The 21,972-nt window shown below is 43.1% G+C and carries 19 protein-coding genes; 12 read left to right on the top strand and 7 right to left on the bottom strand.

The genetic code is table 11. The features are described 5' to 3' along the window. Window positions 1-15: 15 nt before the first annotated feature. Window positions 16-576, bottom strand: a complete 561-nt coding sequence (kdsC, locus tag I3B46_RS17980; protein ID WP_014657574.1) for a 3-deoxy-manno-octulosonate-8-phosphatase KdsC — start codon at window positions 574-576, stop codon at window positions 16-18. A 12-nt stretch (window positions 577-588) separates the two neighbouring features. Then, window positions 589-1,557, bottom strand: coding sequence for an arabinose-5-phosphate isomerase KdsD (gene kdsD, locus I3B46_RS17975; RefSeq protein WP_014657575.1), 969 nt, complete (start codon window positions 1,555-1,557; stop codon window positions 589-591). A gap of 483 nt (window positions 1,558-2,040) precedes the next feature. Between kdsD and mlaF the strand changes: the two genes are divergently transcribed. From mlaF to murA, 7 genes are all read left to right on the top strand, one after another. Continuing rightward, window positions 2,041-2,844 (top strand): phospholipid ABC transporter ATP-binding protein MlaF, encoded by an 804-nt coding sequence (mlaF, locus tag I3B46_RS17970; RefSeq protein WP_004925466.1) that lies wholly within the window; start codon window positions 2,041-2,043, stop codon window positions 2,842-2,844. 6 nt (window positions 2,845-2,850) lie between these two features. Then, window positions 2,851-3,633: a lipid asymmetry maintenance ABC transporter permease subunit MlaE gene (gene mlaE / locus I3B46_RS17965; protein WP_004925463.1), complete on the top strand. Its 783-nt coding sequence runs from the start codon at window positions 2,851-2,853 to the stop codon at window positions 3,631-3,633. Window positions 3,634-3,636: 3 nt separating this feature from the next. Continuing rightward, the gene (gene mlaD, locus I3B46_RS17960) at window positions 3,637-4,146 is read left to right on the top strand and encodes an outer membrane lipid asymmetry maintenance protein MlaD (RefSeq protein WP_004925461.1); all 510 of its coding nucleotides are present in this window, start codon (window positions 3,637-3,639) and stop codon (window positions 4,144-4,146) included. Window positions 4,147-4,180: 34 nt separating this feature from the next. Beyond that, complete coding sequence (mlaC, locus tag I3B46_RS17955; RefSeq protein ID WP_004925458.1) at window positions 4,181-4,807, top strand: phospholipid-binding protein MlaC; 627 nt, start codon at window positions 4,181-4,183, stop codon at window positions 4,805-4,807. A 4-nt stretch (window positions 4,808-4,811) separates the two neighbouring features. Beyond that, entirely contained in the window at window positions 4,812-5,102 is a 291-nt protein-coding gene (mlaB, locus tag I3B46_RS17950) for a lipid asymmetry maintenance protein MlaB (protein WP_004925456.1), read from the top strand. Window positions 5,103-5,242: 140 nt separating this feature from the next. Then, window positions 5,243-5,497, top strand: coding sequence for a BolA family iron metabolism protein IbaG (ibaG, locus tag I3B46_RS17945; protein ID WP_004925453.1), 255 nt, complete (start codon window positions 5,243-5,245; stop codon window positions 5,495-5,497). Between the two features lie 157 nt (window positions 5,498-5,654). Continuing rightward, window positions 5,655-6,917, top strand: a complete 1,263-nt coding sequence (murA, locus tag I3B46_RS17940; protein WP_004925449.1) for a UDP-N-acetylglucosamine 1-carboxyvinyltransferase — start codon at window positions 5,655-5,657, stop codon at window positions 6,915-6,917. Between the two features lie 94 nt (window positions 6,918-7,011). Here the strand turns inward: murA and degS are convergent, their stop codons facing one another. The 3 genes from degS to zapG all read right to left on the bottom strand — a co-directional run bounded on the left by degS (window position 7,012) and on the right by zapG (window position 10,499). Next, window positions 7,012-8,076 carry an outer membrane-stress sensor serine endopeptidase DegS gene (gene degS / locus I3B46_RS17935; RefSeq protein ID WP_004925447.1) on the bottom strand — a complete coding sequence of 355 codons (1,065 nt, stop codon included), beginning with the start codon at window positions 8,074-8,076 and terminating at the stop codon, window positions 7,012-7,014. Between the two features lie 187 nt (window positions 8,077-8,263). Next, entirely contained in the window at window positions 8,264-9,658 is a 1,395-nt protein-coding gene (locus tag I3B46_RS17930) for a Do family serine endopeptidase (RefSeq protein WP_164457004.1), read from the bottom strand. Between the two features lie 436 nt (window positions 9,659-10,094). Further along, complete coding sequence (gene zapG, locus I3B46_RS17925; protein WP_004925439.1) at window positions 10,095-10,499, bottom strand: Z-ring associated protein ZapG; 405 nt, start codon at window positions 10,497-10,499, stop codon at window positions 10,095-10,097. Window positions 10,500-10,720: 221 nt separating this feature from the next. On the opposite strand from zapG, the gene zapE reads away from it, so the two are divergent. The 5 genes from zapE to sspB all read left to right on the top strand — a co-directional run bounded on the left by zapE (window position 10,721) and on the right by sspB (window position 14,743). Then, complete coding sequence (gene zapE, locus I3B46_RS17920; RefSeq protein WP_036943068.1) at window positions 10,721-11,854, top strand: cell division protein ZapE; 1,134 nt, start codon at window positions 10,721-10,723, stop codon at window positions 11,852-11,854. A gap of 276 nt (window positions 11,855-12,130) precedes the next feature. After that, the gene (gene rplM, locus I3B46_RS17915) at window positions 12,131-12,559 is read left to right on the top strand and encodes a 50S ribosomal protein L13 (protein WP_004925433.1); all 429 of its coding nucleotides are present in this window, start codon (window positions 12,131-12,133) and stop codon (window positions 12,557-12,559) included. 15 nt (window positions 12,560-12,574) lie between these two features. Then, window positions 12,575-12,967, top strand: a complete 393-nt coding sequence (gene rpsI / locus I3B46_RS17910) for a 30S ribosomal protein S9 (protein ID WP_004258235.1) — start codon at window positions 12,575-12,577, stop codon at window positions 12,965-12,967. Between the two features lie 634 nt (window positions 12,968-13,601). Next, entirely contained in the window at window positions 13,602-14,243 is a 642-nt protein-coding gene (gene sspA / locus I3B46_RS17905; RefSeq protein WP_004925425.1) for a stringent starvation protein SspA, read from the top strand. Window positions 14,244-14,251: 8 nt separating this feature from the next. Beyond that, window positions 14,252-14,743 carry a ClpXP protease specificity-enhancing factor gene (gene sspB, locus I3B46_RS17900; protein ID WP_014657579.1) on the top strand — a complete coding sequence of 164 codons (492 nt, stop codon included), beginning with the start codon at window positions 14,252-14,254 and terminating at the stop codon, window positions 14,741-14,743. Window positions 14,744-15,909: 1,166 nt separating this feature from the next. Here the strand turns inward: sspB and I3B46_RS17895 are convergent. Both I3B46_RS17895 and gltB read right to left on the bottom strand, forming a co-directional pair. Further along, window positions 15,910-17,325: an FAD-dependent oxidoreductase gene (locus I3B46_RS17895; protein ID WP_004925414.1), complete on the bottom strand. Its 1,416-nt coding sequence runs from the start codon at window positions 17,323-17,325 to the stop codon at window positions 15,910-15,912. A 10-nt stretch (window positions 17,326-17,335) separates the two neighbouring features. Next, on the bottom strand, window positions 17,336-21,799 hold the full coding sequence (gene gltB, locus I3B46_RS17890; RefSeq protein WP_104873210.1) for a glutamate synthase large subunit: 4,464 nt from the start codon (window positions 21,797-21,799) through the stop codon (window positions 17,336-17,338). Window positions 21,800-21,972: the final 173 nt, after the last annotated feature.

The following is a 21,972-nucleotide window of genomic DNA, read 5'->3' as shown; positions in this document are numbered from 1 at the left end:
GGGTGTCTTTATTCTTTAAATCGATAAGCCTTTAGCTTCTTCCAGTTTATTTTGCGCTAGAAGGATGAGGTCGCAAAGTTCACGTACCGCCCCTTTACCCCCACCAAGACGTGTGACGTAATCTGCCTTTGGTAGTAATAATGGATGTGCATCAGCAACCGCTGCCGATAGCCCAACTTTTGCCATAACAGGCCAATCAATAAGGTCATCCCCAATATAGGCCGCTTCTTCTTCTGTTATCTTCAGTGTATCTAACAGTTCATGATACGCCAAAAGCTTATCGCTTTGACCTTGGTAAAGATATGTAATCCCTAATGTCTTCGCGCGATCTTCAAGCAATTTGGCTTTTCGACCGGTGATAATCGCCACTTCGATACCAGAGGTGAGTAAGCAGCGAATACCGTATCCATCACGGACATTGAAGGCTTTGAGTTCTTCGCCGTTATTACCCATATAAATCAGTCCGTCAGACATAACACCATCGACATCACAGATTAATAATTTAACTTTAGCGGCTTTCTGCAATACTGTCTCGGCGACTGGGCCATAACAGGTATCCTGATAGTGCGGATCCATAATCATTCCTTTTTATACCACGCCTGCTTGTAAGAGGTCGTGCATATGCAAGACACCCACTAATTTATTACCTTCAGCAACCATTAACGAAGTAATATGTTTAGACTGCATTAGGTTGAGTGCTTCTACTGCTAGCATATTCTGTGACACTCTAATTCCACCACGGGTCATTACATCGGCGATTTTGGCATTATTAAGATCGATGCCCATGTCGAAAATACGACGCAAATCACCGTCGGTAAAAATACCAGCAATATTCATTTCGTCATCACAAATAACCGTCATCCCCAATTTTTTGCGAGTAATCTCAATTAAAGCTTCACGTAACGTTGCTGTTTGAGGAATATGCGGAATATCATCGCCAACGTTCATTAAATCACGAACTAGTAGTAAAAGTTTGCGCCCTAGTGCGCCACCTGGGTGGGAAAGGGCGAAATCTTCTGGCGTAAAGCCTCTTGCCGTCAGTAGCGCAATAGCTAAAGCATCCCCCATTACCAGCGTTGCTGTTGTACTGGTGGTTGGTGCAAGTCCCAGTGGGCAAGCTTCTTTTGGTACTTTGATGCATAGATGGATATCTGCATATTTGCCCATACTGCTATTGGGATTATTGGTCATACAGATCAGCGGAACTTTAATTCGCTTTAAAACAGGCAGCAGCGCAAGGATCTCACTTGACTCTCCTGAATTAGAAATCGCCAATACAATATCTTTATTGGTGATCATCCCTAAGTCACCATGGCTGGCTTCTCCGGGGTGAACAAAGAAAGAAGGGGTACCTGTGCTGGCTAATGTTGCTGCAATTTTTCGCCCAATATGTCCCGATTTCCCCATGCCCATCACAACAACCTTCCCTTGGCAGGCAAAAATGCGCTGGCAAGCGTGAGTAAAGTCATCGTTGATATATTGTTCTAAGTTTTTTAGGCCTTCACTTTCGATATGGAGAACTTCTTTGCCTACTTGCTGAAAATCGATGTTTGACATTTTCTGTTCCATGCGTAGCTTTTCAGTTAATCGGATTAGCGAGCGCGAATTGTATAACGAATACTTACTATCAGTAAGTGCTTTGTCAAATTAGTCGAATATTCATTGTACTTTAATGAATACTAACGGTGTTGTGATTAACAAAAACTTAAGTCAAAGAGCGCTTTGCATTTATTAGCATCATAAACCAAATAAAAGATGATAAACTTTAGTATTCTCAAACGATAACAAATTTTTAAAGTCTAAGAGCTATCTGCTTTAATTGCGTAAAAATCTGGTTAACTATAAGTCGTTGAACTGTTTTATGTTCCTTTTAGTTATATAAATACACATTTTGAACATCAACAGACATATTTCGAACGTTATAATACTATAAATACAATCAGATGCGATATTAGACGATTTTCGGTTTATCTTTCTGTAAGATCGTGCTCTTGGTGCGTCTAAAAGACAAAATTCATGGTGTAATGAGCTATCAAACAAATGCAAGCACAGACAGACAACTTAATTGAAGTACGTAACATGTCTTTTACCCGTGGTAGTCGGAAAATATTCGAGGATATTAACCTAACCGTACCACGCGGTAAGATAACGGCAATTATGGGGCCTTCAGGGATTGGTAAAACCACCTTATTACGTCTCATTGGTGGTCAGTTACGCCCAGAACAAGGTGAAATTTGGTTTGATGGTGATAATATTCCAGCGTTATCACGTTCAAAATTGTACCAGTCGCGTAAAAAGATGAGCATGCTTTTCCAGTCTGGTGCGCTGTTTACGGATATGAATGTGTTCAATAACGTCGCATTTCCGCTGCGTGAACATACCAACTTACCTGAGTCATTGATCCACACAACGGTGATGATGAAACTAGAGGCGGTTGGTTTGCGTGGTGCTGCGAAATTGATGCCTTCAGAGTTATCAGGCGGGATGGCAAGACGAGCTGCATTAGCTCGAGCGATTGCACTTGATCCTGAACTGATCATGTTTGATGAGCCTTTCGTTGGACAAGACCCCATTACGATGGGAGTTTTGGTCAAATTGATTGATGAGCTTAATCAGGCGTTAGGCGTGACTTGTGTTGTGGTTTCTCACGATGTTCCTGAAGTACTGAGCATTGCGGATAAAGCCTATATTGTGGCTCAGCAGCATGTGATTGCGAAAGGAACGGGGGATGAACTACGTAACAACCAAGACCCGCGTGTTAGGCAGTTTTTAGATGGTATTGCTGACGGGCCTGTACCGTTCCGTTTCCCCGCCAATGATTATCTGGCTGATTTATTAGGGTAAAATAAGATGATAGTAGAGGCAATTGCTGCCCTCGGACGTCGGTGGATTGAAATTTTTTCGGCCTTTGGGCGAGCGGGTTATATGCTATTTCGCTCATTAATTGGGAAACCTGAGTTTTCCAAGCAGTGGCCATTATTAATTAAGCAGTTATATGCTGTTGGTGTGCAATCACTCTTGATTGTCGCTGTCTCAGGGCTATTTATTGGTATGGTGCTTGGGTTACAGGGCTATTTAGTTCTGACAACGTTTAGCGCAGAAGCCAGCCTTGGTATGATGGTGGCACTATCTTTGTTGCGTGAACTTGGTCCGGTTGTGACAGCCCTTTTGTTTGCAGGGCGGGCAGGCTCTGCATTGACGGCTGAAATTGGCTTAATGAAAGCAACAGAACAAATTTCTAGCCTTGAAATGATGGCGGTGGATCCTCTTCGTCGAGTGATAGCACCGCGTTTTTGGGCTGGTTTTATTAGCATGCCATTGCTATCACTGATATTTGTTGCAGTAGGTATCCTAGGTGGTGCATTGGTTGGCGTTGATTGGAAAGGGATTGATGAAGGGTTCTTTTGGGCCTCAATGCAATCCTCCGTTGATTGGCGGATGGACATTGTAAATTGCTTTATCAAGAGCTTAGTGTTTGCCATAACGGTGACTTGGATTGCGTTGTTCAACGGCTATGATGCTATCCCAACATCGGAAGGGATTAGCCAAGCGACAACACGAACCGTGGTCCATGCATCGTTAGCGGTTCTTGGTCTAGATTTTGTACTTACAGCACTGATGTTTGGGAACTAAGTCATGCAAAGTAAAAAAAGTGAAGTATGGGTAGGTTGTTTTATATTGCTAGCGATTGCGGCAATTATTTTTCTGTGCCTAAAAGTGGCGGATATAAAATCGCTCGGTAGCCAATCGACTTATCAGATTTCGGCCTCTTTTGAAAATATTGGTGGCTTAAAAGAAGGTTCCCCAGTGAAAGTGGGGGGCGTTGTGATTGGGCGCGTTGCTAGCATTACGCTTAACAAAGAGACCTATGTGCCTGATGTTAAAATTGACCTACTAAGTGAATATAATAATATTCCTGATACCAGCTCATTATCTATTCGTACTTCCGGCTTACTCGGTGAGCAATATATTGCGATGAATATCGGGCCCTATGGTGAAGGTCTCGATGCAGAATTATTGAAAGATGGTGGACGTATTGAAGATACCAAACCTGCGATGGTTTTAGAGGATTTGATAGGTCAATTCTTGTATAAGAGCGGCGATAGCCAAGGCGCTGAATCTCAACCTGCTCCTGCTGCTAATTGATTCGATGTTAAGACGAATTTAGAAGGAATAACTTATGTTTAAGCGCTTAATGATGATAGCAATGTTAGCGATTGCACCATTTGCAATGGCGATAGATCAAACCAACCCGTATAAGCTGATGGATGAAGCGGCTGAAAAAACCTTTACCCGTTTAAAGAATGAGCAGCCGCAAATTCGTAAAGACCCTAACTACCTGAGAACTATTGTTCGTGAAGAATTATTGCCATATGTACAAATTAAATATGCAGGGGCTTTAGTCTTAGGCACTTACTACAAGAACGCGACGCCTGCGCAGCGTGACGCTTACTTTACTGCTTTCGAAGCGTATCTTGAGCAAGTTTATGGTCAAGCACTCGCGATGTACCATGGTCAAACTTATCAGATAGCACCAGAGCAACCTATTGGGAATAAAAACATTGTTGCTATTCGAGTCACCATCATAGATCCAAATGGCCGTCCACCAGTACGCCTTGATTTCCAATGGCGCAAAAACAGTAAAACAGGTAACTGGCAGGCCTATGATATGATTGCAGAGGGCGTCAGTATGATCACGACCAAACAAAACGAATGGGGTGATATCCTGCGTAAACAAGGCATTGATGGCTTAACAAAACAGTTAGAAATCAGTGCGAAAGCACCTATTACGCTGGAAGAGAAATAATCAAATGAGTCATGATCTTACGTGGGAAAAGTCATCATCGGCATTGTTACTGTCCGGCACATTAGGCCGAGACTCTTTGCTGGTGTTCTGGGAAAAGCGAAAATCATTACTTGCTGAGGTTGAGCAAATCGATGTTTCGGGCTTGGAACACGTTGATTCAACAGGGCTAGCAATGCTAGTGCGCCTAAAAGGCGAATTGGCAACAGAAAAACGCTCACTGAAGATAGTCGGTATGAGTGATAATCTAACAACCTTGATGGAGCTTTATGGTGTTAAGTCATTATTGCTAAGTTAAGGTCAGTTTGTGTAAAGAAAGGCGCCTCTGCGTGTTTTTGTGCACCAGAGGCGTTTTCTTTGGTTTAAGAATTGTGACGGATCCTTTAGGATAGACGTCTATTTATACCCGTAACCAATGATTATAAAATTGAGTCATATATGGAACCCAACGAAATAAAACAAGTATTGATGGATAAGCTATCTCTGGATGAGGTAATTGTTAATGGTGATGGCAGCCACTTTCAGGTTATTGCCGTCGGTGCCATGTTTGAAAATATGAGCAGAGTCAAACAGCAACAAGCTGTTTATGCCCCTTTAATGGAGTATATCGCGGATAATCGTATTCATGCGCTTTCAATAAAAGCATATACCCCAGCAGAGTGGGCTCGCGACCGCAAGCTAAACGGTTTTTGATAAAAAATCCGCGAACAGTATTTAAAATCTATACTCCAAATATTTCACGTTGCCTGTCGTCGCTCAATAAAAGGAAGTTCTAGCAAGCCACTGGACTAAGGAAGTCGATTACATCCGCAACTTGAAGTATGGCGAGTGTGAATACGAGAGTAACCGAATGGATAAATTTTTAGTTAAAGGGCCTACCCGCTTAGAAGGTGAGGTAACAATTTCTGGTGCGAAAAATGCCGCATTACCAATTCTGTTCGCTGCGCTGTTGGCTGAAGAGCCGGTAGAGATCCAAAATGTACCTAAGCTTAGGGATATCGATACAACGATTAAGTTGCTGAATCAACTCGGAACGAAAGTTGAACGTAATGGTTCCATTTATGTTGATGCCAGAAATGTCACTGAATACTGTGCACCTTATGATCTGGTCAAAACCATGCGTGCTTCCATTTGGGCTCTCGCACCGCTAGTCGCTCGTTTTGGTCACGGGGAAGTTTCTTTACCGGGAGGCTGCGCGATTGGCGCTCGTCCTGTTGACCTACATATCTCAGGCTTAGAGCAGCTCGGCGCGCACATTATCCTAGAAGACGGCTATGTGAAAGCGACGGTTGATGGGCGTTTAAAAGGCGCTTGTATTGTCATGGATAAAGTGAGTGTTGGCGCTACGGTGACTATTATGACCGCGGCAACATTAGCTGAGGGCACGACAACTATTGAGAATGCCGCTCGCGAGCCAGAAATTGAAGATACGGCTAATTTCTTAAATACATTAGGTGCCAAAATTACCGGTGCTGGTACTGACCGCATTGTTATTGAAGGGGTTGAGCGCCTAGGTGGTGGTACCTATCGTGTACTGCCTGATCGTATTGAAACAGGTACTTTCCTTATTGCAGCAGCAGTTTCAAAAGGGAAAGTGGTTTGCCGTAACGCTCGTCCAGATACACTAGATGCCGTTTTGGCGAAGCTGCGCGAAGCAGGTGCTAAAATTGAGGTAGGCGAAGATTGGATCAGTCTTGATATGCAAGGCAAACGCCCTAAAGCGGTTACTTTGCGTACTGCACCGCATCCTGGCTTCCCAACAGATATGCAGGCTCAATTTAGCCTATTGAATTTAGTGGCTGAGGGTGCAGGGATGATCACAGAAACAATTTTTGAAAATCGTTTCATGCATATTCCTGAATTAATTCGTATGGGCGCGCATGCTGAAATCGAAAGTAATACTGTGTTATGCCATGGTGTGGAAAAGCTAACTGGAGCACAAGTCATGGCGACAGATTTGCGTGCATCAGCAAGCTTAGTCATTGCAGGTTGTATCGCGGAAGGTACTACAACGGTTGATCGTATCTATCATATTGACCGCGGATATGAGCATATTGAAGATAAGCTGCGTGGTTTAGGCGCGAATATCGAACGGATCAAATCTGACGATTAATTCGTGGATGAGAGCGATAAGATAAACATAAAAAGTTGTTCAAATTGAACAACTTTTTTTTGTATTGCTGTGGGGGAGACTCTCAGAAAATAGCCTAGCCCGCTTGCCCTTCAGGTATCTCTTCGATGATCACATCGACATCTTTTACTTCACCATCACGTAAGATTTTTACTGGTACTTTGCTACCGGGGCGGATCTCTGCCACTAAGTCCATCGTTTCAGCGGCTGATATTGCAGGCTTATTATCGACGGATAAAATAATATCCCCTTGGAGAATGCCGGATTTAGCCGCTGGGCCATTGGGAGCAACTTGGAAAACGCGCAAACCTTTAATCTGATCGATATTGTTGTTGTTGGTTCTAATTTGCGGTAATTCACGTGCGGTGATCCCAATATAACCTCGGATCACTCGTCCATCACGGATCAGTTTTTCCATAATTTTTGTAGCCAGTGCTGTTGGGATAGCAAAACTTAGGCCTTCTGAACTAACCCCTTGGCCTGCACTGAACGAAAGCGTGTTAATACCGACAAGCTCTCCTTCGCTATTAATCAAAGCTCCCCCTGAATTACCTGAATTAATCGATGCATCGGTTTGTAAAAAATTTTGCCTCCGAGTGGAGCTTAACCCTACACGACCTGTTGCACTGATAATCCCTTGGGTGACGGTTTGACCAATATTATATGGGTTGCCGATAGCGAGCACGACATCGCCTACATGGGTGACGCGGAATTTATTAATTGGGATAACGGGAAGATTTTCTGCATCAATTTTTAGTACAGCTAAATCAGTCAGAGCATCCGAGCCAACTAATAGCGCATCAAAAATAGAGCCATCCTGTAAGGCGACTAAGATTTGATCAGGGTTATCAACCACATGCTTATTGGTGATGATATAGCCATTTGAACTCATGATCACACCCGAGCCAAGTGATTTCAATTCGCGGCCTGATTGAGAAAAACTGCCTTTTGAGCTGCTATAAACATAAACAACGGCTGGAGCGGCTTTACGCACAGCCTTATTATAACTGACAGGTTCGCTATCTATTTTACCATAAAGCAAATCTGCTAAGCCTTGAGGACGTAGGGAAGGAACCGCAACGATAATAATCATAGCGATTAATAGGCCTAGCATTGCTGCCCAGATAAGCTTTTTCACCATAAGATATCGAATTATTCAGGTTGTTGATGTTAATAAAGGGAACTTGAGCATAACATAAAAAAACAGGCACAGCAGTTTGTCCTGTACCTGTTTTGATCTTTTACAACAATTTTGTGTAACGCTCTAAATATTTCGAGTTAAAGGAAGCCATATGTAACCGACATTCACTCGAAGTACAGAGGGCTAATTAGTTTTTCATCAACAGATATAAGGTTTCACCACCACGCAGAACCTTCATAGCAAGTACTGGTGGTTTAGCATCAATGACTTTACGGAACTGTTCGATGGTTTCGACACGAACATCGTTTACACCGTAAATGAGGTCACCTTTCACTAAACCGACAGCCGCTGCTGGTGATTTAGGTGTTACGTTATCGATCTGTACACCTTTGGTGTTATTAACTGTTGCGTTAGATAATGTTGCACCAAGTAATGATTCACTCAGTTTTTCCGCTTTAGTGGCTTCGCCTTCATTGTTTTCTAAAACCACTTTAACATCCATTGGTTTTCCTGAACGGATCAAACCAATCGTGATCTCTTTACCAATCTGGCTAGTACCAATTTTGGCTCTCAGCTCAGCAAAGCTGTTGATACGTTTACCATCAACAGATACGAGGACGTCGCCTGATTTAATGCCTGCTTTTGCGGCAGAAGATTTAGGCAGAACTTCACTGACGAATGCGCCGCGTTGAGCATCGATATTAAAGGCTTTAGCAATATCTGAATTCATTTCGGTGCCTTTAATACCCAAAATACCGCGTCTTACTTCACCGTGCTTAATTAACTGCTCACTGAGGTTTTTCGCCATATTACTTGGGATAGCGAAGCCGATACCGATGTTACCACCGCCCGGAGCTAAGATTGCGGTATTGATACCAATCAATTCACCGTTTAAGTTAACCAGAGCACCACCGGAGTTACCGCGGTTGATAGAAGCATCGGTTTGGATAAAGTTTTCTAACCCTTCAAGGTTTAAACCACTACGACCCAGTGCCGAAATGATACCTGAAGTCGCTGTTTGCCCTAAACCAAATGGGTTACCAACGGCAACGGCAAAGTCACCAACACGGAGTTTATCTGAATCTGCCATGCTAACGGCGGTAAGGTTTTTGATATCTTTCGCATTGGTGATTTTCAGTAACGCAATATCGGTTTGCGCATCTTTACCAATGAGTTTGACATCAATTTCACGCCCATCATTCAGTTGGATTTGGATCTTATCCGCGCCATCAATCACGTGATTATTCGTTAAAATGTAGCCTTGTTGTGCGTCAATAATAACGCCAGAGCCTAAGCCCTCAAATGGCCTAACACTTTGTTGTTGTGAAGGGATATTTGGGCCAAAGAAGAATTTTAATTCTTCTGGGATCTGCTGATTTTGAACGCGCGTACCAGAAACATGGATATTCACCACCGCTGGCAGTACTTTTTCAAGCATAGGTGCCAAGCTTGGCATATTTTGGCTTTGTGCCGTTGCTGGTAATGTCGCAGGCAAAGCAGCACTGCTAATTGAAGGTAAAATTGAAAGGGATAACCCTAGGCTCATTGCGACTGCAGTGAGAAAGAAATTTTTTCTTTTCATCATTCCGTAGATTCTCTCAAGAATAAAATTTATCAGGTTGTAGCCTTGCTACACCAATCAGGATATTTTTCTCATATCAGATTTGATTTTACTGATAACTATGACCATGGATTATGCGCAAAAGTTCATACAACGGGTAGCGGTTATCCATTATTTTACATCTATTTACATGTATTGTAGATGAGGACTTAATTTCTATACAGTTTTGAAATAAAAAGAAATATTTAATATGAAACGATATATTGTGAAATAGAGTTAACTGATTAATTTACAGCAGCAAACTCGTTGGTTTAGTGTAAATAGAAAATGATATTTGGTATCCACCAGCAAATTGCTTTGCTGGTGGTTCGACTCGTTATATTTTAAGTTGCAGCTTGCTGTATGAAGCTATTGTTCGCGCGCTGCCCCTCAAATACTTTAGAGCATAAATGAATAATTACTTCTCTTTTTCGTCAATAGGACGGAATAACCCTGATGCCCCATCGGAATAATCTCTTGGTGGCATTTTGACGGGTGCTTGGTCATTATCCGCTTCTGATTCTGTTAAGCGATAATTGAACGGGTTATCTTGCGCTGGCATATCTGGCATTAACTCAGATGAGCTTTGAGCCATATGCTGATATAGCTGACGATAATCACGAGCCATATTATCAAGTAATTCTGCACTGCGAGCAAAATGACCGACTAGCTCCTTACGGTACTCTTCTAGCTCAGTGTTTTTCTTGTCTAATTCAGCTTGTGCTGTTTTTTGTTGACGAAGTTTTGGGTTCCCATAACGGACAACTAATGCGCCGATGATGAAACCAATAACTAATCCAATTAGTGCATACTCCCAGGTCATGCTGACTCCTTCGTTTACTTCACTGTTCGCAGAAATTAAGCTTGGCTACTTATAACTATACCTGTTAATCACTAAAGAGTGGAATACTAAGGTGAAATTCCTTACTCTATTTAGCATTCGTTAACTAGACGTTAAATAATAAATGAATCTGGTTATAATAAGGGCAGTGTATACCATATAACGGTAAAAAAACCGAAAATTTTTTAAGGATTATTCAGTTAATGTCGCCGATGTCTCCTACTATGCGTTATCAGCAGGCTCTTGCTGAAGGTCACTACCAGCCTGATGACGTACAAAAACGTGCTGTAGAGCGTTTAGATGAAATTTATCAGCAACTGATCGCGTCATCCTCTTCAAATGAACAAAAGGAAAAGCCTTCTGGGTTGAAAATGCGCTTAGAACGTCTACTAGGCAAAAAGCATGCTGCTGTGACTGAACCTGTACAAGGGTTATACATGTGGGGGGGAGTTGGTCGAGGTAAAACTTGGCTTATGGATATGTTTTATGAAAGTTTACCGGGAAACCGGAAACTTCGTTTGCATTTTCATCGGTTTATGAAAAAAGTCCAAGAAGACTTGATGGCTCTGCAAGGTCAAGAAAACCCGCTAGATATTATTGCTGATGAGTTTAAAAAACAGACGGATGTCCTTTGTTTTGACGAGTTTTTTGTCTCTGATATCACGGATGCGATGATTTTAGGCACATTGCTTGAGGGGCTATTTGCCCGAGGCATCACGCTTATTGCGACATCCAATATTATCCCTGATGAGCTGTATCGTAATGGTCTGCAACGCGCTCGTTTTCTACCTGCAATTGAACAAATTAAAAAATATTGCGAAGTGATGAATGTTGATGCTGGGGTTGATTATCGGCTAAGAACATTAACTCAGGCTCATCTTTTCCTCTCTCCAATAAATGAAGAAAATCGCCAGCATCTCAATGAAATTTTCGTGAAGCTGGCAGGTAAGCAAGGCGAACAACAACCTGTATTAGAAGTGAATCATCGCAAAATGCAGGCTATCAGCAGCGCAGAAGGGGTACTTGCGATTGGTTTTAAAGCATTGTGTGATGAGCCTCGTAGCCAAAATGACTATATTTATCTAGCCAATTGTTATCACACTGTCATTTTATATGATGTGCCAGCGTTAGATTCCAAACAAGAAAATGCAGCACGGCGATTTTTGGCGTTAGTGGATGAGTTTTATGAGCGTAAGGTTAAGTTGATCATTAACGCACAGGTGCCGATGGAATCGCTGTACCAAGGTAATTTATTAGCCTTTGAATATCAGCGCTGCCTTTCTCGTTTACAGGAAATGCAAAGCGAAGAGTATTTAAAGATTCCGCATTTGGCTTAAGTCGATTAAATGCCGGCATGCTATTCGCACAAAAAAGAAGCAGTTCACCGCGTGGTGAAAAAAAATGTGTTTTGGGGTCGATTTTTATTGCTGACTTCTCTATAATCTTGCGACCCCACGTTACAGCGATATTTTCTTATTTCCCAAGAAATATCGCATAATGCCGGCTAGGCTGCTCGAAGGGGTAGGTTTGCTGGACAAGAGTCGTGTGAACCTCACAAAGCTTATGAACATGAGTGTTCACCAACGTGTAACTTCAATATTGGGTAAGTTTTAATGAAAACTTTTACAGCTAAACCAGAGACCGTAAAACGCGACTGGTACGTTGTTGATGCAGATGGCAAAACTTTAGGTCGTCTTGCAACTGAATTGGCTCGCCGTCTGCGCGGTAAGCATAAAGCGGAATATACTCCGCACGTGGATACTGGTGATTATATCATCGTTCTGAATGCAGAAAAAATTGCTGTTACCGGCAATAAGCGCGAAGACAAAATCTACTATCGCCACACAGGCCATGTAGGTGGAATTAAGCAAGCGACTTTCGAAGAAATGATTGCTCGCAGTCCTGAGCGTGTGATTGAAATCGCGGTTAAAGGCATGTTGCCAAAAGGGCCTCTGGGTCGTGCAATGTACCGTAAACTGAAAGTTTACGCAGGTAACGAGCACAACCACGCGGCACAACAACCGCAAGTTCTTGACATTTAATCGGGATTATAGGCAATGGCTGAAAATCAATACTACGGCACTGGTCGCCGCAAAAGCTCTTCCGCTCGTGTCTTCATTAAGCCAGGTAGCGGTAACATCACAATCAATCAGCGTACACTGGAACAGTACTTTGGCCGCGAAACTGCGCGCATGGTCGTTCGTCAGCCGCTAGAGTTGGTTGAAATGTTGGAAAAACTGGATCTGTACATCACTGTTAAAGGTGGTGGTATTTCAGGTCAGGCAGGCGCAATCCGTCACGGTATCACTCGTGCACTGATGGCTTATGATGAGACTCTTCGTTCTGATTTGCGTAAAGCTGGTTTCGTTACCCGTGATGCGCGTTCTGTTGAACGTAAAAAAGTTGGTCTACGCAAAGCACGTCGTCGTCCACAGTTCTCCAAACGTTAATTTGTTGCCCTTTGGGCATAAAATTGATGACAAAACCCGTCTTTATGGCGGGTTTTTTATTGTCTTGAATTTATCGTTGTGGGGGAGCGGATCTTTTAGGGGAATGGTATCCAATATGTTGTAACGCTTTATCTTTTTAGGCTGGAAGAGATTGAATATTATTTATTGTGGTGAAAAAGGGTAAGTGATTCGCTAATATAAATCTATTGCATATAAAAATTATGCAAACAGTATATTGTTAGTCTCAATTACTGATCTTTAGGTAATTTACTCACTTTTGAGAAAAACCATTTTCTTTCTGAAAGTGATAACTTTAGAGTTAACTTCAAGGTTTATATGCTAGTAAGTTTTCATTAAGTATGTTAATGCTCTATTTTTTATGTTTTTATTTGTCTTAAAAGACATTTAGTTATGATTTTTTCATCAACATCCCCCTAAGTTGCACAAAATCTGCTAGAATATGCGACTGCTTTTTATTTTCTTATTTCTCGCAGCATTATTGCGAGAGGGTTGTGCTGGCTTTCAATATGGATAAATGAGAGTTTTAGCACAGGGGATTTTAAAATGAGCGGGCTCGTAATTATTAAAAAACTTATTACAGTTTAGTTCATTTTTATGCAACTTGGAGGTTTTAATGGCTGTCGCTCCTAACAAACGTTCGGTAATGACATTATTTTCAGGGCCAACCGACATCTTTAGTCATCAAGTCCGTATCGTTTTGGCTGAGAAAGGGGTTAGCGTTGAGATTGAACATGTCGAACAAGGTCATCTGCCTCAAGATCTGATTGATCTAAACCCATACCAGAGTGTTCCTACTCTTGTTGACCGTGATCTGACCCTATATGACCCACATATCATCATGGAATACCTTGATGAGCGTTTCCCTCATCCTCCATTAATGCCTGTTTATCCAGTTGCGCGTGGTACTAGCCGTCAACTGATGCATCGCATTGAAAAAGACTGGTATTCTCTGATGTACAAAATTGAGAAGGGAAGTGCACAGGAAGCCGATAACGCGCGTCGCCAATTAGCTGAAGAGCTGATTGCGGTGTCACCCGTTTTTGCTGAAATGCCTTTCTTTATGAGCGAAGAGTTCAGTCTCGTTGATTGCTATTTAGCACCGCTATTATGGCGTTTACCTGTATTGGGTATTGAACTGAAGCCTTCAAGCAGCAAGCACCTGCAAATGTATATGCAACGTGTTTTTGAACGTGACGCATTTTTGGCTTCACTGACTGAATTAGAGCGCGAAATGCGTCTTTCGGCACGAGGCTAAGTGTCATGATGGAAATGGCACCAATGACACCTCGACGCCCGTATCTGTTACGCGCGCATTACGAGTGGCTGCTCGATAACGATATGACGCCGCATTTGGTAGTTGATGTCTCCGTTCCTAATACCAACGTACCAATGGAATTTGTTCGTGATGGGCAAATTGTCTTGAACGTGGCGCCGCGTGCGGTTGGTAATTTTGAGATCACAAATGATGAAGTACGTTTTAATGCACGATTTGGTGGCGTACCTCGTCAGGTGTATGTTCCGATGGCTGCGATTATCGCTATCTACTCTCGTGAAAATGGGGCTGGCATGATGTTCGAACCTGAAACAGCCTATGAAGAGCAATTATCAGGTGAGCCAGAAGTGGTTGAAGATAACCCAGCGGATAACATCATGTTAGTTCACGAATCAGAGCCGACAAGTGATGAATCTACAGCATCGGATGATGAACCAACGCCACCCCCTAAAGGTAGGCCATCTCTGAGAGTTATCAAATAGTTGGTAAGTTATCTAGGTTAAAAAATAGAGGGAAGAGCATCTTCGACGCTGATCAATAAAGAAAAAATTGGCGAAATGGCTGATGACCCTTTGAATATATAAAATCCGATATTAAGGAATATAATATCGGATTTTTTTATGGTGTTGCTGATTGAGTCTACTTACTTCTAGCATCGGTGATGCTGTCCACTCCTTATTAATTGAGATACACCAATTTATATTACCCTGTTAATCAGTAAGCTGCTTGCTATCGCGTTCAAGAAGAACTACAGCATCAATTTTCCAGCCAGATAAACCTTTTAATAATTCAACTAGCGATGCTGGATGATACGTATAATTACTGAAAGCTACTTTTACTTTGGCTTTATCTAGCCTCTTCTACAGTTATATTTCTTAGTCAAAAATCACATATATCTTGGGCATCAATATAATAATCCCAACTGATATCACGAGAGTGGATCTGATCTTTTATTCGTTGAGTGAGATAAATATCAATAATATTGTCACTTATTTCGACATAATCGGTATAGATAGCGATTAAATCATGCCGATAAACACTCTCAGTGACCTATTTAGGCGATCACTTCGAGATAGCCATTTGTATATTGATATTATCTTTATACAAATGGTTTTATTCGTAATACGCATAATTGAAAAATATTATCGAGAAAAGAAAGCGTCTGATGAATTGTAGACTTTATTATCCCTTATCAGTAAATGAGACGAGTTACCTTCTATAGCCATTTAACGAAGCTTAAGGCTTAGATAAAATAGTATCGTGCTGTAGCACTTTAGATGGGACAAACACATATAGCTAAAATTACTAATAAGTAGTCGAAGCCGCTCATCAATATTTGTTATGAACGTTATATAACCATTCCTAATATAATGAAATAGCGGCTCTCATGACTATTGATAAATCGAACCGCACTATTTTTTTATGGGTTTGTATTTGTGTGATGAGATTGACTCGCGAGATAGATGATCTTTAGGTTGAAAACGAAACAAACTAGAAAACGCGAAAATCGGTGTTTTGCAATACATGGATAAGCCATAAATCTAAATCCGATCAATATCCTGACAAGAAAATGCCAGTCAGTTTAGCTGACTGGCATTAGGAGGGGGTATCACTACGGCCTATCGGTCGCTTACTAAGGCGTTAGCAATTAGACTCCCATAAAACATAAAATACCATCGGCAGCTTTACGCCCTTCAGCGATTGCGGTGACAACCAAATCAGAGCCTCGGACAATATCCCCCCCTGCAAATATTTTGGGGTTTGAAGTCTGGTAGGCCAAAAGCGCATCATGACTCGCGATAATACGCCCTTGATTATCGAGTTGCACATCGTGATCTGCGAGCCAAGGCATAACATGTGGACGAAAACCAAAGGCGGTGATCACGGCATCTGCGGGGAGCAAATGCTCAGACCCTTCAATGATTTCAGCTTGAGCACGACCATTTTTAGATGTGCTCATACTGGTTTTCACCACCTTAACACCACATACTTTTCCTTGTTGATCGACTTCAATACTGACTGGCTGCACATTAAATAAAAATTCAGCGCCTTCTTCACGCGCATTTTTTACCTCTCTAGGCGACCCTGGCATACTCGCTTCATCTCGACGATAAGCGCAGCTAACTCTTTTTGCACCTTGCCGAATAGCAGTACGGACACAATCCATTGCAGTATCACCACCACCAAGCACGACAACATGCTTATTGTTGAGGTCGATATAAGGTGCATCCTGTAACTCCTCAAACCCCATTAAATGACGCGTATTGGCAATCAGATACGGCAAGGCATCATGGACGCCATGGGCATTTTCATTGGCTAGCTGCCCTTTCGTTGATTGATAAGTTCCTGTACCTATAAATACGGCGTCATATTCATTGAGCAAATCACTTAAAGTCAGATCTTTGCCAATTTCCGTATTCAGTTTGAACTCAATTCCCATAGCGGTGAAAATCTCTCTACGGCGAGACATAATCTCTTTTTCGAGTTTGAAGGCAGGGATACCAAAAGTGAGTAATCCCCCAATTTCAGGGTGGCGATCATACACGGTTGCTTGAACACCATTGCGCGCTAAAACATCGGCACAGGCGAGACCAGCAGGGCCAGCCCCGATAATTGCAACACGTTTATTGACTGGCACAACATGGGAAAGATCGGGACGCCAGCCCATTGCAAAGGCAGTGTCATTAATATAACGCTCAATATTACCAATAGTGACAGCACCAAACTCATCGTTTAGGGTACATGCGCCTTCACATAGGCGATCTTGAGGACACACTCGACCACATACCTCAGGTAAGCTGTTGGTTTGATGAGAAAGCTCAGCAGCTTCAATAATACGCCCTTCATTCGCTAGTTTTAACCAATTAGGGATATAGTTGTGTACAGGGCATTTCCATTCACAGTATGGGTTGCCGCATGAAAGGCAGCGATCTGCCTGTGTTTGTGCTTGGATCGCGCTAAAAGGTTCATAGATTTCCACAAATTCAATCTTACGAACATTTAATGTTTTCTTCGGCGGGTCAACACGCTGTAAGTCGATAAATTGATAAACATTCTGGCTCATTTTTCTCTCCTTACTGTGCTTGGACGCGTAATTCGGCTGCTGAACGGCTACGATGGCCTAAGAGCGCATTGATGTCACTGGATTTGGGCTTCACCAATGCAAAACGGCTTACCCAGTACTCCCAATCAGCTAAGATAGCTTCGCCACGGGATGAATGTGTTAAGCGGACATGTTCAGTGATGAGCCCACGTAAATGCTCTGCGTGGATAGGCAACTCATTGACGGATAGCAACTCAACCATTTCATTGTTAACTCGACGTGAAAAGTTATCTTCTTCGTCAAGAACATAAGCGAATCCGCCTGTCATACCAGCCCCAAAATTGATCCCTGTATTACCAAGCACACAGACGATCCCACCTGTCATATATTCGCAACCATTATCACCAATCCCCTCAATGACGGCGGTTGCACCTGAATTACGTACCGCAAAACGTTCACCAGCTAGACCCGCTGCATAGAGTTTACCGCCTGTGGCGCCATATAAACAGGTGTTACCCGCGATGGTGGTTTTATGTGTTGCAAAGGAAGAGCCTACCGGTGGACGGATCGCGATAATCCCTCCCGTCATGCCTTTGCCAACATAATCATTAGCATCACCCGTTAAAATCAATTCGACACCACCTGCATTCCACACGCCAAAGCTCTGCCCCGCTGTTCCTGTAAAATAGAGTTGTAACGGCGTTGCTGCAAAGCCTTGGTCACCAAAACGACGAGCAATTTCACCAGAGAGTGCGGCACCAACGGAACGATCGGTATTCATGATATCGTAGAAAAAGGTTTTTGATTGTTTTTGGGCTAAATAAGGCTCTGCATCACGTAAAATACGTTGGTTTAATAAACCTTCATCAAAAGAAGGGTTCTTTTCAGTACAAAACACCGCTGTGCCAGCCTGTGGTACGCTCCTCGCTAATAGGCTTTGCAAGTTAATTTTGCTCTGTTTTGCCGTAGTACCTTCAATAATTTCAAGTAAATCTGTGCGACCAATTAAATCAGTCAGTTTAGTCACACCCAATGCCGCCATTAGCTCGCGGGTTTCCCTTGCAATAAATCGAAAGTAATTAATCACCCGCTCAGGTAACCCATGATAGTGATGTTGCCTCAGGGAATCATCTTGTGTTGCAACACCGGTTGCACAGTTATTGAGATGGCATATGCGTAAGTATTTGCAACCTAATGCAACCATGGGGCCTGTGCCGAAACCAAAGCTTTCGGCGCCTAATATAGCGGCTTTGATGATATCAAGGCCCGTTTTTAGGCCGCCATCTGTTTGTAGCCGAATTTTATGACGTAACCCATTGGCGACAAGAGCTTGCTGCGTTTCTACAAGGCCAAGCTCCCATGGGCACCCAGCGTATTTAACCGAGGTAATTGGACTCGCTCCAGTTCCGCCATCATAACCTGCGACGGTGATCAAATCAGCATATGCCTTTGCAACCCCCGTCGCTATAGTGCCAACACCCGGCTCAGATACCAGTTTGACGGAAATAAGAGCGTGAGGGTTGACTTGTTTGAGGTCAAAAATAAGCTGTGCCAAATCTTCAATTGAATAAATATCGTGATGTGGTGGTGGTGAAATTAAGGTGACGCCGGGCACGGAATAACGTAAACGTGCAATATACGGGGTGACCTTGTCTCCCGGTAATTGCCCACCTTCACCCGGTTTCGCGCCTTGAGCCACCTTGATTTGAATGACATCAGCATTGACTAAATAAGCCGGAGTGACGCCGAAACGCCCAGAAGCGACTTGTTTGATACGTGAACGTTTTTGTGTACCGTAGCGTGCGGGGTCTTCTCCACCTTCGCCTGAATTGGAAAAACCACCGAGCGTGTTCATTGCGATGGCTAACGCTTCATGTGCTTCTGGGCTTAATGCCCCAATCGACATTGCAGCGGTATCAAAACGTGAAAATAGTGCTTCTTCAGGCTCTACATCGTCCAGCGAAATTCCATTATCTGAAAATTTTAAGGCGAGTAAATCACGGAACGTCGTGACTGGGCGATTATTCACCAGTTGCGCATATTTTAGATAATCATTGTAGTCACCACTGTGGACGGCTTGCTGTAAGGTTTTTACCACATCAGGGTTGTAGGCATGGTACTCACCATTGTGCATATATTTGAGTAAACCGCCTTGCTCTATAGGTAGACGCGGTAGCCATGCTTTACGGGATAAATTAAATAGGTCTAATTCAAAGTCACTAAAGTTAGCTCCACTAACTCGACTGACTACACCGTCAAAGCACAGTTGGGTGACTTCTTCATGTAAGCCAACGGCTTCAAACAATTTTGAACAGCGATATGAGGCCACTGTCGAAATCCCCATTTTCGACATGATCTTATATAGCCCTTTATTAATACCATTGCGGTAATTCAGCAAAACGTTACCAAGAGGCTTATCAAACAGCTGTTTTTCCGCCATTGCTGCGAGTGATTCATAGGCTAAGTAAGGGTAGATAGCCGTTGCTCCAAAACCTAATAACACAGCAAAGTGGTGTGGGTCTCTGGCGCTGGCTGTTTCGACAATTAAGTTAGCATCGCAACGTAAATGGTTTTCAACTAAACAGTGCTGGACGGCACCTACGGCCATTGCGGCAGGAATAGGCAAGCGCTCTGGTGAAATATTACGGTCAGAAAGCACTAATAATACGGCGCCATCACGCACTTTTTGCTGCGCTTCTTGGCACAGATTTTCAATCGCTTGTTTTAATGAATAAACAGAAGGTGGATAGGTAATATCGACAGTGGCTGTTTGATAGTAGCGACTATCTTGTTGGCATAATTGCTGGAAATCAGAATAGAGCAAAATAGGGGATTTAAAACTGAGCCGATGCGCTTGCCCTTCCGCTTCACAAAACACATTCATTTCTCGCCCAATACAGGTGGCAAGTGACATCACATGTGCTTCCCTAAGTGGATCGATAGGGGGGTTAGTGACTTGTGCAAATGACTGGCGAAAGTAATCATAAAGAATGCGTGGACGCTGTGAAAGCACGGCAAATGGGGTGTCATCCCCCATTGACCCTGTGGCTTCTTGGCCATTTTCACCAAGGACTCGGATAACTTGCTCTAACTCTTCGCTGCTGTAAGCAAATTGCTTTTGATATGAGGCAAGGGTTTGGTTGTCCATGGAGCGTTGCCCTACCGCATCTTGCGCTTGCTCCATGGCTTCAAATGGCGTTAACCGAATAACGTTTTTTTCAAGCCACTCTTTGTACGGATGACGACTCTTTAGGTCATTATCTGTTTCCGCACTGTGCAAAATACGCCCCTCTTGGGTGTCGATTAGCATTAGCTCACCGGGGCCAACACGGCCTTTTTCGACCACCTCATCAGGTTGGTAATCCCAAATGCCAACTTCAGAAGCGCATGTAATGAGCTTATCTTTGGTAATCACATAACGGGCTGGGCGTAGACCATTTCTATCTAGGTTACAAGCAGCATAACGGCCATCAGACATGACTAAACCTGCTGGGCCATCCCAAGGCTCCATATGCATGGAGTTGAAGTCAAAAAAGGCTTTGAGATCTTCATCCATGTCGGGGTTATTTTGCCAAGCGGGGGGAACAAGTAAACGGATCGCTCGAATAAGATCCATCCCTCCATTGAGCAATAATTCGAGCATATTGTCGAGAGAGCTTGAATCTGATCCGGTTTCATTGACAAAAGGTGCCGCTGTTTGCAAATCGGGGATCAGAGGGGTACGAAACTTGTATGAGCGCGCCCGCGCCCATTGGCGGTTGCCTGTAATGGTATTAATTTCCCCGTTATGCGCTAAATAGCGAAATGGCTGGGCCAGTGGCCAACGTGGTACGGTATTGGTTGAAAAGCGCTGGTGGAAAAGGCAGATAGCAGATTCCATTCGTAAGTCGGCGAGATCAGGGTAAAAACGGGGCAGATCCGTTGCCATACATAACCCTTTATAAATGGTGACAAGGTTAGATAGGCTACAGATATAAAAATCATCGTCATGAATACGTTTTTCGATACGACGACGGGCAACGAATAAGCGTCTTTCAAGGTCTCGTGGTCGCCAGCCGGCAGGGGCATTGATAAATAGCTGCTCAATTTTCGGGAGGCTAGAAAGTGCAATGCTGCCAAGAATTTCACAGTTAATAGGAACTTCACGCCACCCAACAATCGCTAAGGTTTCATCTAAGATCTCTTCTTCAATAATACGTCGGCAATCTGCTGCAATGGTTTCATCTTGACTTAGAAAGATCATCCCAACGGCATAGTTACGTGCTAAACGCCACCCTTGCTCTTGTGCCACTAAATGGAAAAAGCGGTCAGGTTTCTGTAACAATAAGCCGCAACCATCGCCTGTTTTTCCATCAGCGAGGATTGCACCGCGATGCTGCATTCTGGCGAGTGCATGGATAGCGGTTCTGACGATTTTATGGCTAGGTTCACCTTCGATATGGGCAATCAGGCCAAAGCCACAGTTGTCTTTCTCTAATCTTTTATCGTACAGCATAGATTCTCCGTCGTCTTTCGTACTACAACGTTATTGCTATGTTTTTTCCGCTGAATAGAGAGTGTTGCTCTACTTTCAGGGAACCGGTTCTTTATGCCTAGTTGTAGCGTGAAATATCTAGGAAATAGCTACCGTAGAGGTTTTAACTACAACTGTATTGGCGTACTTCTTTG

The organism is Providencia sp. 2.29 (assembly GCF_015832305.1).
GTDB classification, from domain to species: domain Bacteria; phylum Pseudomonadota; class Gammaproteobacteria; order Enterobacterales; family Enterobacteriaceae; genus Providencia; species Providencia stuartii.
The sequence above is the reverse complement of the archived record's forward strand: the minus strand, read 5'-3'. Positions and strand labels throughout refer to the sequence as shown.